The 10,133-nt window shown below is 47.4% G+C and carries 9 protein-coding genes and 1 pseudogene; 3 read left to right on the top strand and 7 right to left on the bottom strand.

The window, feature by feature from the left end:
* Nucleotides 1-5: 5 nt before the first annotated feature.
* On the bottom strand, nt 6-1,106 hold the full coding sequence (locus tag LY254_RS07600) for a glycosyltransferase (protein ID WP_247476467.1): 1,101 nt from the start codon (nt 1,104-1,106) through the stop codon (nt 6-8).
* 272 nt (nt 1,107-1,378) lie between these two features.
* On the opposite strand from LY254_RS07600, the gene LY254_RS07595 reads away from it, so the two are divergent.
* Entirely contained in the window at nt 1,379-2,035 is a 657-nt protein-coding gene (locus LY254_RS07595) for an alpha-1,2-fucosyltransferase (RefSeq protein ID WP_247476466.1), read from the top strand.
* Here the strand turns inward: LY254_RS07595 and LY254_RS07590 are convergent.
* The 4 genes from LY254_RS07590 to LY254_RS07575 form a co-directional block, all read right to left on the bottom strand.
* Complete coding sequence (locus tag LY254_RS07590) at nt 2,001-2,939, bottom strand: hypothetical protein (RefSeq protein ID WP_247476465.1); 939 nt, start codon at nt 2,937-2,939, stop codon at nt 2,001-2,003. The genes LY254_RS07595 and LY254_RS07590 overlap by 35 nt on opposite strands.
* Nucleotides 2,940-2,959: 20 nt before the next feature.
* On the bottom strand, nt 2,960-3,805 hold the full coding sequence (locus LY254_RS07585) for a glycosyltransferase (protein ID WP_247476463.1): 846 nt from the start codon (nt 3,803-3,805) through the stop codon (nt 2,960-2,962).
* Between the two features lie 53 nt (nt 3,806-3,858).
* Complete coding sequence (locus tag LY254_RS07580) at nt 3,859-4,698, bottom strand: hypothetical protein (protein WP_247476461.1); 840 nt, start codon at nt 4,696-4,698, stop codon at nt 3,859-3,861.
* 163 nt (nt 4,699-4,861) lie between these two features.
* Entirely contained in the window at nt 4,862-6,583 is a 1,722-nt protein-coding gene (locus tag LY254_RS07575) for an ABC transporter ATP-binding protein (RefSeq protein ID WP_247476460.1), read from the bottom strand.
* A gap of 222 nt (nt 6,584-6,805) precedes the next feature.
* Here LY254_RS07575 and LY254_RS07570 point away from each other — a divergent pair, with 222 nt between their 5' ends.
* Both LY254_RS07570 and LY254_RS07565 read left to right on the top strand, forming a co-directional pair.
* Nucleotides 6,806-7,705 carry an alpha-1,2-fucosyltransferase gene (locus LY254_RS07570; RefSeq protein WP_247476459.1) on the top strand — a complete coding sequence of 300 codons (900 nt, stop codon included), beginning with the start codon at nt 6,806-6,808 and terminating at the stop codon, nt 7,703-7,705.
* Complete coding sequence (locus LY254_RS07565) at nt 7,705-8,967, top strand: hypothetical protein (RefSeq protein WP_247476457.1); 1,263 nt, start codon at nt 7,705-7,707, stop codon at nt 8,965-8,967. Before LY254_RS07570 ends, LY254_RS07565 begins: the two co-directional genes overlap by 1 nt.
* Here the strand turns inward: LY254_RS07565 and LY254_RS07560 are convergent.
* Nucleotides 8,915-9,484, bottom strand: a complete 570-nt coding sequence (locus LY254_RS07560) for a glycosyltransferase (RefSeq protein ID WP_247476455.1) — start codon at nt 9,482-9,484, stop codon at nt 8,915-8,917. The two genes, LY254_RS07565 and LY254_RS07560, sit on opposite strands and share 53 nt — an antisense overlap.
* A gap of 105 nt (nt 9,485-9,589) precedes the next feature.
* Nucleotides 9,590-10,093: pseudogene (locus tag LY254_RS13075) on the bottom strand (glycosyltransferase); the annotation flags it as partial.
* Between the last annotated feature and the right edge of the window lie 40 nt (nt 10,094-10,133).

Here is a 10,133-nt window from a genome sequence, read left to right as displayed (position 1 = left end):
AATGACTACTTCTGTTCGAGTATGGTGTGGTAGAGCTGAATTGCACGCTGTGCGACTGCTTCTTGGCTGTAATTCTCTCCAGTCCAGCGAGCCAGCGTTTCTCGACTGGACCAGGGATTGTCACTGAGCCAGCGTTGCATCCACTGTCTCATCCACATCACCCAATGGTCGGAGTCTAAAGGCAGCGTTGCGCCGTAGCTACGAGGCGCATGCATCTGAAGATCTTCTGATACGCCTGTTTGCGGGCTGATCAAAACTTGGCAGCCGCAGGCCAGTGCCTCAATGACCACATTGCCGAAGTTTTCATGGCGGCTGGGCAAAAGAAGTAAATCCGAGGCGTTATAAAAGCTGCTTAAGTCTTTGGCGGCGATCGTTGGTTTGTCGATGATTCGATGGCTAAGATTGACCTCATGCAGCTTGGCCTTCAGGGCTGCCCCGGATCCATCTTCATCTGTTCCGATGAGTAATAGCTTCCAGCGCATATCCTTCATCGTCTGAAGTAGACGCGGAAGGCGGTCGAGTCCCTTTTTGTAATGCTGCCTGCCGCAGATCAGTAGCAAGGGTGTCTTCTCATCAACCTCAAGCCCTCGCCTTGTCAGACGGCGTGCTTCCAGATTGCAATAGGAATCAGTGAGATTGATTGGATTAGGAAGCAGATGGCTGGGAGAGGTGAGATGTAGTCTTTCGATTTCATTCTTTTCTTGGATGCCTGTCACATGTAGGGCGGCACAATGGTTGAGCCAGTAACGTTCGACCCCCCAATAGTACGGCCATTTTAGCCAGGGTCTCTGTTGAAATGAGAAAGGGCTAAGTGCTCCCCTAATGCTATGAAAAACTTTAATATTCTGCTGTGCTGCAATCTTTTGAATTCGTGGCCCTAGAGGTTGCCATATGGCGCTAAGATGTAGTAAATCTGCGCCACAAATCACTTGTGGAAGTTGCTTTAATAGCTCACGCGAGTAGGCGCGCTTTGAATCGCGATCATGCTGGAAATACCACACTCTGACTCCATTGCGCAGGCTCGCCTGGTTGAGAGCTGTTGGTTGATCGGCTGGTTTAATACCAAAGTTTGTGGTTATAACATCAACTTCTACTCCTTGTTGCACGAGGCCCTCACAGAGGCGACTCACACTTAGGATCGGACCTCCGAACTGCCATGCAGGTGCATAGACAGGGATCGCGTGAACAACTCTCATTTGTGTTGGTCTAGCACCAAGCTAAGCTGGGCTAATCGAAGAGGTTGTAAGGGATGAGGACTCAAGCGATCATCTTGGCTCGCAGGAGTGGTGATCATTGTAATCGACTATTTCAGTCCCTTCATTATCATGCATACTGCCTTGAGTATGGCATCTACTTCTGGAATCCTACACTCATTGGGATGTTGCGCCGCCAAGCATTGTCATTGGAGTGGGTGGGTGATCTTATTAATACAAGCATTAACTATCTGTTTTCTCGTTTCGAGATGTTTTTCGGCTTCTCACCGATTCTTAATGCTCCTAGACCTTCAGTCATACTCCAAATGGTCGGTGGATGGAACTTCCGCTGCCATCACCTCACTGCAAAATATCGGCAAGAGCTCTCAGCAAGTTACCGGTTGACGATTGGTAGCTTGTCCACTCCGGAACAGCACCGCTTGGCGGAACTTGCCGCATTGCAAACAGTTCACACCCGTCTTGTTGGCATACATGTTCGGCGTGGCGATTATCTAGATTGGATGGGTGGGCGTTACTTTTATGATGACGCAGTTTACCAGAGAATTATTCAGGAGATTCGTGATTGCTTTGCTGCAGAAGGAATGCAATGTATCGTTGCCGTCTGTACTAATGACACAATAAGTTCGTATCTTGGGCAGGATTATTCCACTGGAGGTAGTTGGGTCTTTGATCAACTTCTCTTGCAATCTTGTGACTTAATCGTCGGCCCACCTAGCACCTTTTCTCTCTGGGCAAGTTACGTCAGCAGTACTCCATATATCCATATCGAAAATGCAACCCAGAGCTTCAATCTTTCCTCCGCACAGATCTGCCCAGGTTAGAGAGGCTTGCGCGGCTTAAGGCTTTTAATCGTCGTATGGACCATTTGAGCAAAGCACGTGTGTTCCACAGTGTTTCCTGAGAAGCCAACATATAACCCTTGGCCTGCTCCTCTAGCTTATGGTTCGGCATAAATTTCCAGTAGAAATCTGGCTGAGGATGGGGGAAACGGATGGCTTTTGACCAGTGGATCGGTGAGCCAGGATGCAGGTAACGCGTCGATTCATTCCAGTACTGCCACTTCAATCGATACCACTGCCTCATATTTGCGATCTCCTTTGTATGGGCCCAAGTCTGTATCTTTAAGCTCATTTGCTCGTCAGACATCACGTAGCCATAGTGGTAACAAGGTTCGTCGATGACGCGTCGCTTAATGGCATTACTTGTTCTAGAAAATGTAAATCGGAGCAGTGGATTAGAGCAGCGTATGGCGAAGCCCTCATTTAAGGACTTTATTCCCCCGCAGTGATTCTCAATCACATATTCTGGTGTCTTCCAGAAATTAAACCATGGCGTAATTAAAAGCTCCGTATCTTGGAGCTGATCACTACGCATTAGATCTGTTGCTCGAATCCATGAATCATGACTATAAAACTCGTCCGCATCTTGAATGATCATCCACTCAAAGCCTTCATTTCTGGCCAGGCAAAGTAGGTGGTTTCTTGTGTCTTCATCGTATTTCCAGTCTCCATGAACCACTTCTGCCTCGCAACCTAATTCTTCCAGGCTTATCTCATCAAGCGATGTTGGATTCTTTAGATTATTACGGGCATATTCTGAATAGGCCCAAGGCCTAGGGGGGTAGGCGATATAAATCTTGTCCACATAGGGAGCAGCATTTTGCAACATTGCATTGATCCAAGGCGATACATTAAATGCAATGACTTGTAGTGCGATTTTAGTCATTCATTATTTCATTTTAGTGATCATAGCTCGAGAAGGGCGATGCCGCGCTCGGCTCTCGTTAACAATCGGTATACATAAAACTTGAGATCCAAGAATAGAGACTGGATTAAACGACTCCTTTGCTTTGAGAAGGCCCTCGTGAAGCGTGACCCCGCTGGTAAATAGTTCGGTGATTTTGGGTTACAGCAGGACTGCCAGTAGCTCAGTGTCTTGTTTGGGCTGGTTGACTGGGTGGTGTGTTTTGCCCACCGTTTGAGCCGATAAGCATCAAGAGTGATAATTTCATAGCCCAGTCGGGAAAGACTGTGGGTTAACCAGCAATCCGAGAGATAGTGAGGAATCCCCCTCGGGATTTTGCTGGCCTTGATCAGCGTGGTGTAAGAAAACCATGTCGCTGCGGTTACGCACAGATTGCTATAGCCAGGTTGATCAAGACCTCTCATGGCTCCTGTGCTCGGCTCATACATCAGTCCATAGTTCACCTCCAGCACTTGCTCTGTTGAGTGAGGATCTGTTTGCTGAAGATCGACATCAATCAAGACTGGAGCCACGATATCGGCCACGCCATTCTTTAGGGCTGTAAGGCCCTTGAGCAACTGCGACGGTTGATCAAGCAGTAAGTCATCATTCATGATTAGAATATAAATGGCTTCATTGTGATCAAAACCTAGTGCACTTAAGAAATTAAGAATGTAATTGAGAGCACCGCCCCAGAAGTGCTTGCCAGATAATCGATGAATATCAACATCGTCAAAGCTGGCTTGAATCTCCTCAGAGGTGCCATCGCAGGATCCATCATCTAGAACATGAATCTTTAGCCCTGGTAGGTCCTCTGAGAGACTGCGAACGCTGCCTATCGTGTGCAAGGTCTGAGCTTTACGATTATGGCAAGGTATGAATACAAGGCAAGACTCTCTTTTCACCAGTAGCACCCACTCTCTACAGAATCTGCTCTGGGTGGCCTCTCTGACTCTTCAGGATAGACCCAGTTTTCGTTAAAAATGTTCTGAAAGAAGGGAGACTGGTCCCATCGTTTGCCACGTACTCCAAATAAAATCTGGGTCGCACCACCTAAATGTACAGCTTTCTTGCCTAACCTCCGGATATATGCTCCGAGAGACAGTCCATAGCTGCCTGCTCCGATGATTGCGATATCGAATTCTAGATTGCTTATCTCAGACTGCATGAACGATAAAGCATCGCTCCATTCAGTAAACCGGCTGTCTCTAAGCCCCGCCAGTGTTTGGACAGGCTTATATCCTATTAGATTGAAGTCTGGCAAAAGATCTTGACTGGCAAAAAGCAGGCTGCGTTTCTCGTATTGCTTTCTGATGGATGAAATAAATGGATGTATAACGAGAACGTTCTTTCCTCTTAGTGCTGAGGTCCAATAGGGAGGTCCATTGTAATAAGGCTCTAGATCTTGGAGCGGAACCGCCTTGTAGTCACCCATGAATGGATTGACCAAACACTCTTCATCCCGCCAAGAACCTAAAATATCGATCTCATGGCAGTCTTTTAGTACGATCCTGCTAAATAATTCAATTCCAGCATCATCGTTAGAAAACATCCCCGCTCCATTGCTTAGGCTCATTCGTATTCCATCATGCCACCAAAACGTATCGATTTCCCCAAAGACGTAGCTGAGTGATTTCTGGCCTATGAATCGCCTTGGTTCCTCTTTGCGTAGATAGGTCGCTACAGCGTGTAACTCTCCACTTCCGAAACGGGCGATTAATGCTGGGCGATGCTCAAGCAAAGATCGATAAATCAGATCGCTAGCTGACTGTCCGGTGCATGAGTACTGCCGCCCGATGCAACTGCGTTCCTTTCGACTCAGTCGCTTCTGGAGTATGGCTCTCGTTCGCATTAGAATCGAACTCATCAGCCGATTCATGATCTATTCCTCCAGTTCACCGCATCTAATGCAACCCAAGTTCAATACCTGGATCTAGCCCAGAGTTGAATATGCAGTCTATTCTACCATTCTTGATCAGAAGAACTTTGTCGCATTGCCGCAACGTGCTGAGCCTATGGGCAATCATGATCACCGTATGCGTCTTCCCCAGGGCGCTAATGTTTGCCATTACATCAGTCTCAGTCTTTGAATCTAAGGCGCTGGTCGCTTCATCTAGTACCAACAAGCTTGAGTCCTTGTACAAGGCTCTTGCAATGCCAAGCCTTTGTCTTTGGCCTCCTGAGAGCCTGTTACCGCGCTCTCCCACCATTGTGCTGAGGCCATCGGGGAGCAAGTTAATAAATTCGCTCGCGCATGCCATGGATGCTGCCCATTGAACCCGATCATTATCAATCTCATTATAATCAACCCCAAACGCAATGTTCTCGGCAATACTTGAGTCACTCAAGAAAATTGTCTGGGGTACGTGTGCAACCTGCGACATCCATGCTAATCGCTGTGCTTCTGTCTTTAAAATCATGTTATCTACTTCCATATGGCCATGTGTTAAAGGCACAAGGCCCATAATAATATCAACCAGAGTGCTCTTGCCGCTTCCTGTCTTGCCCGCGATTCCGAATATGTTGCCTTTCTCGATCGTTAACTCGATCTTCGAGAGGCAGTATTCTTGACCTTCCCTTGAATTCTCCCGATATCGAAAATATCCATCTCTCAGAGCAATGGTTCTGCTCCAATTAGCGAAACTGTTGGAATCTAGCTCCCGTGATTTCACTCGTGTTGGTCTGTTAGGCGTTCTCTCTCGAACCATCGCAGAGACCACTGAAGCAGAAGCCTGGCTCGCTCTGAACGATGACCAACAGCTAAATGCTTGCTGTGCATTGGGAAGCATATTTTGAAAAGCTAGGCCCAGTGAACCTAAAATAGGAATCGATAAATACGAACTCTCTTTTGCGTTAATCATGGCTAGGCACAGAAATCCAAGGGCAACATATGCTGCACCTTCAATGATGAAGCGTGGTGTTGTTTGAAGGAAGCCAACTCTGGCACCCAATAGCTTGCTCCTTCTAATCGACTGGCTATATCGTCTGAGGTGAACCTCCTGGCTCTGATCTAATAAGATATCTCTGATCCCGCCGAGTGATTCTTGTTGGATCTTGAGTTCTAGCTTGCCTCTATTAACCAGCTCATAGCCCGATTCCTTTAGGGGCTTTTTGATCCCTAGTGCGACCACGATGTAAATCCCTACGCAAGCGACTATTGCAATGAGGCTGGCTTGCCAACTTACAATTAGAGAAGCGGTGAGTGTCGCGATGATTGATGTTGCAGACGCGAGCAGCTGTAGTGATGGCGCGATAACTCCTGTTGTGAAACCATCAATCTGCCTCATCTCACCGATAACTTCGCTTGAGCTCTTCTCCAGCTGCCGCAGATAGGGCTGATACAATATGTTGCGGAAAGCAATCTCATTGAGGTCTCTCGAGATCATTGCCGTCAGCAAGCCATTGCCCCATGCTGCCAGCAGCCGTAGGCTATTGCTTAATAGGGCTAATACTATGAAGCTTATTGCTGTGAATGTTAGGTTTGTATTGTCAACTAATGCACTAACTGCATTTGGTTCACCAGAGACAAATCCTGTCCCGAGCGGATTTCCATGCCCTAACTGACTCACTGCTTGCAGCAATGGCCCGACGCTCAACACCATCATCCCTTGGCTTAACGAGGCCACGGTGATCACAGTGATGAGAGCCAATCCTTGGATCAGGCGTCTTCGTGGCATAGCTCTGAAAATGCTCCAGATCAAGCCCCTTGAAGTTGCTCCCCTCATTGCCTCATCTCTCTCTATGAATCATACGCTATTTTGTGACTTCTGCTTTGTCTTTACCGATTCCGCGCCGCCTCAACTATGTCTACATACTCCTTTTAGACCTCAATTTCGCTGGGGCTGCAAATGATTATCGTATTTGCAAATGGACAGCTTGGCAATCAGCTAATCCTTCTCATTGCTCTTGCCAAGTTGCGGAAGTCTACGGAGACTATCTTCGCCTTACACTTTAACGCCGCGCGAGAATTCGTAGGAGAGATCCCAGGTGTTACCTGGCTTGGTTTTGGTAATGGTTACCGATACAGGGAGCGAGTTGCAGCGAAGATCATTTCTCTTCTCTTTCACCACTTACCAAAATCGCTACGGGCTCTCTTCTTTTCCACAGTGAGTGAAGCGAATGGTGGTGAACCTTTGGTCCAAAGGGCTTCAATCTCTTTGTTCCGCAATATTCTCTGGATACATGACTGTTACTTTCAGCATGCATCACTTCTTGAGCCAGATCGAGACTCTGGTGCTTCGCCTCTCTCTAACAACACCGATTCGTTCGCTCGTGACTGGATAATCCAGCACTTACCCTCCCCTTCCCACAAGCCAGTCTTTGTTCACCTTCGTCTAAAAGATTATCTTCATTGGACACCCGTGGGATTGAAGCAGGGTGGTTCTGTTTTGCCTGCATCCTATTTTTCTGATTCTATACATTATCTGACGTCAACCCTTGGCCAACCATTTTTCCTGTTAGCTTCAGATGATTTACCACTTGCGAAGCATCTCCTATCTGACTGCTTAACGGATCTAAGTTGGACGGTGATTGATTTGCCGCCTGCTCAAACGCTTGCAATCATGAGTCACGCTTCGGCCGGAGTGCTCTCTGCTAGTAGCTTTTCATGGTGTGCAGCTTACCTTTCTTTTCTACAGGGTCGAGAACGCCTGTTCTTGGCGCCTGAGTATTGGTTAGGCTTTGGCACTACAGAGTTCAATCCCAAATCCTTCCATTTTCAGTTTCTTCAGTATCGATCTGTTTCGTAATGCCACGACTAGCTGTCTACATCTATTCTCTTCTAGGTTTTGCCATTGGTTTTGGCACTTTATGGGATGTGTTCGGCTGGGCTAATCTAGCAACACTCTCATTGCTTCTGCTTTGCCTCGTCAATGTTCTGATTAATTATACGTTTCCTTCCCGCTGGTCTTGCAATCCTGTCAGATTCGTTTGGATTACCGCCGTTATTGCGGCGATGGTTTGCCTTTCCGCCTTACAAGTCGTTTGGTCTCATCCCGACTTTGGCCCGCCAGTGGTCACGAATCAAGAGTGGATCCGATCTCTTGCCCTTGCAGTCGGCTTGAGTAGTTGCCTTTTGGTTTCTGATCAGATCAGGAAACCTTTGTTCTTTGGCGTCTCCCTTGGATTCGGTTGTTATGGTTTCGGCTCCGTAATTCTTTCCTATGCTTATGGAGTATCCCTTCTTTCGCCATTTGATATGCACTTTGGCGGTGTCTGGGGACTGCCAACCAATCCAACACCACCTGGAATTGCTATCTTTGGCTCGATCGCCATATTCTTGACAGTCTTCGGAAGTACTTTTCAGGCCTTCCCGTTAGCCGGATTGTGTTTATCTATGTCTGGTGTTTGGGCCATAGCCGCACTTGATCGCCGTTCCACGCTGTTTCCTGTACTTCTCTATCTTGCCTATTTTACAATTCTTCTGATCAAGCACCTCTGGAGACTTCCTTCTGCGGGCACTCTAAATAAGGTCATGCGTAAGATTATTCCGCTTGTCTGTCTGTTCGCAACCCTGACTATTCTCTTCAACACCCTTTCTCGTACACGCCTGAGTTTGAAACTCTCCAGGGTGCTTTCTGAGGGTGTTGCTTCTGTAGAGTTTGATCGCATTGATCACTACCGGTTCGGTTATTCTCGGCTCTTTGACACTCTTTTAACAGGCCACAATCTCCTTATTAACCTCCCACCGCAAACACGTGCTCTTAATCCCCACTGGCATTCATCCCCCTTAGATGCAATGCGAATCGGCGGCTTCCTTGGCTTTGCATGTATTCTTTTTTGGTATCTCAGTCTGTTCTTTGTCTTTCTTTCTAGATCGTCTACCCCAATTATTCGAATTTCATCTCTTGGAGTTCTCTTGATCATGAGTGTTGAGCCCACAATGTACAAGACATGGTATGACGTACTAGTCCCCCAGTTAGTCACGTACTTTTTAGTGGCTGAAACAGCTACCAGACTTAAACCCGCTCTGCCTTCAGAGCCTTATGATATGCATGAATCATCTGTCTAGCGACAACCCGCTCATCCCATAGTTCAATCGCCCTCTGCCTGGACATCGTTCTCATCTGCATTAGCATTTCTGAATTCACCCGATCTACGAGACTATCCAGGAATCGTGCCATTTCCTCCGTGTTGTCATCTCTGGCGACGAAACCCGATCTTCCGTGATCAACGATTTCTGCTGTTCCACCGTTGTTAAAACATAAACACGGCAATCCACACGCCTGAGCTTCTAAGCCCACGTTGGGTAGGTTGTCGATATAAGAAGGAATTACTGCGACATCACAACTATCATAAATAAGTCTCATTCTGTTCTCTTCATCTATTGCTCCTAGTGCGATAACTTGCACGGCATTTGGTTTAAGCCTTGGCTCTTTGCTTCCGGCAATTACCAAGGCAACCTCACGTTGGCTTTCCTGTGTAGATTTCATCTTATCCAGTGTCTCCACTAGTCTTCGATAGCCTTTTCTTTCATCAACCTCAGCATTATTGGCGCAAAACAAGATTAGAAACTTGTCGCGTTCCAACCCTAGTCTTCGACGTGAGTCCTCTTGCTTTAAAGGCTTCCAGAATGTCGTGTCTATCGGGTTAGGGATTACCGAGTGTGTCCAGCTTCCTGTCCATTGGCATGCTTTCGCTTGTTCTAGCATCCATTGTGATGGGCATATCAGGTGGACTTGCTTAGGCAGTTTCCTCATCTTCCTATCTCTTACCCACTGATCTTTCCTGGCCGCCTTCTCTAACCAGGTCATTGACCCATTGAATGGCGCGTAGTGTTCTCCCCCCCGGAGCAACCAGCAATCGTGCAATGTCCAGACTATTGGAACTTCTATCGCGCCTATCTCCTCAATTGAAAGCCAGTTTCTACCTGGCCAGTGTATGTGTACGAGGTCAACATCCGTACGATTAATCTCGGCCCCTAAGCCAGATGATGGCCAGGCAATATCGAGCTCACTTCCGTCGGGACATCTCGTATTCTGCCTGCGCCAGTGGCAAAGCTTCTGAGCAATTCGTTCAGACCACTGACGGTGAAACATCGCTGTTCCACCCATAATGCAGTCATCCTCCGTTGTTTTAATACGCACTCTCATCCTTGAGTCCACACCTTCGTTCTTCAGAGCCTGATGCAGTCTCATGGCGGCTTTATCTGCACCTCCGAGTGAGTCGCTATGGCTG

This window comes from Synechococcus sp. NB0720_010 (assembly GCF_023078835.1).
In the GTDB taxonomy this organism is placed as follows: Bacteria; Cyanobacteriota; Cyanobacteriia; order PCC-6307; family Cyanobiaceae; genus Vulcanococcus.
Note: the sequence above shows the minus strand (reverse complement) of the source record. Positions and strands in the feature narration are given on the sequence as shown.

Coding starts and splice junctions, on each gene's coding strand:
- LY254_RS07595 (WP_247476466.1), top strand. CDS start 1,379: ATGTTGCGCCGCCAAGCATTGTCATTGGAGTGGGTGGGTGATCTTATT.
- LY254_RS07590 (WP_247476465.1), bottom strand. CDS start 2,939: ATGACTAAAATCGCACTACAAGTCATTGCATTTAATGTATCGCCTTGG.
- LY254_RS07570 (WP_247476459.1), top strand. CDS start 6,806: ATGATTATCGTATTTGCAAATGGACAGCTTGGCAATCAGCTAATCCTT.
- LY254_RS07565 (WP_247476457.1), top strand. CDS start 7,705: ATGCCACGACTAGCTGTCTACATCTATTCTCTTCTAGGTTTTGCCATT.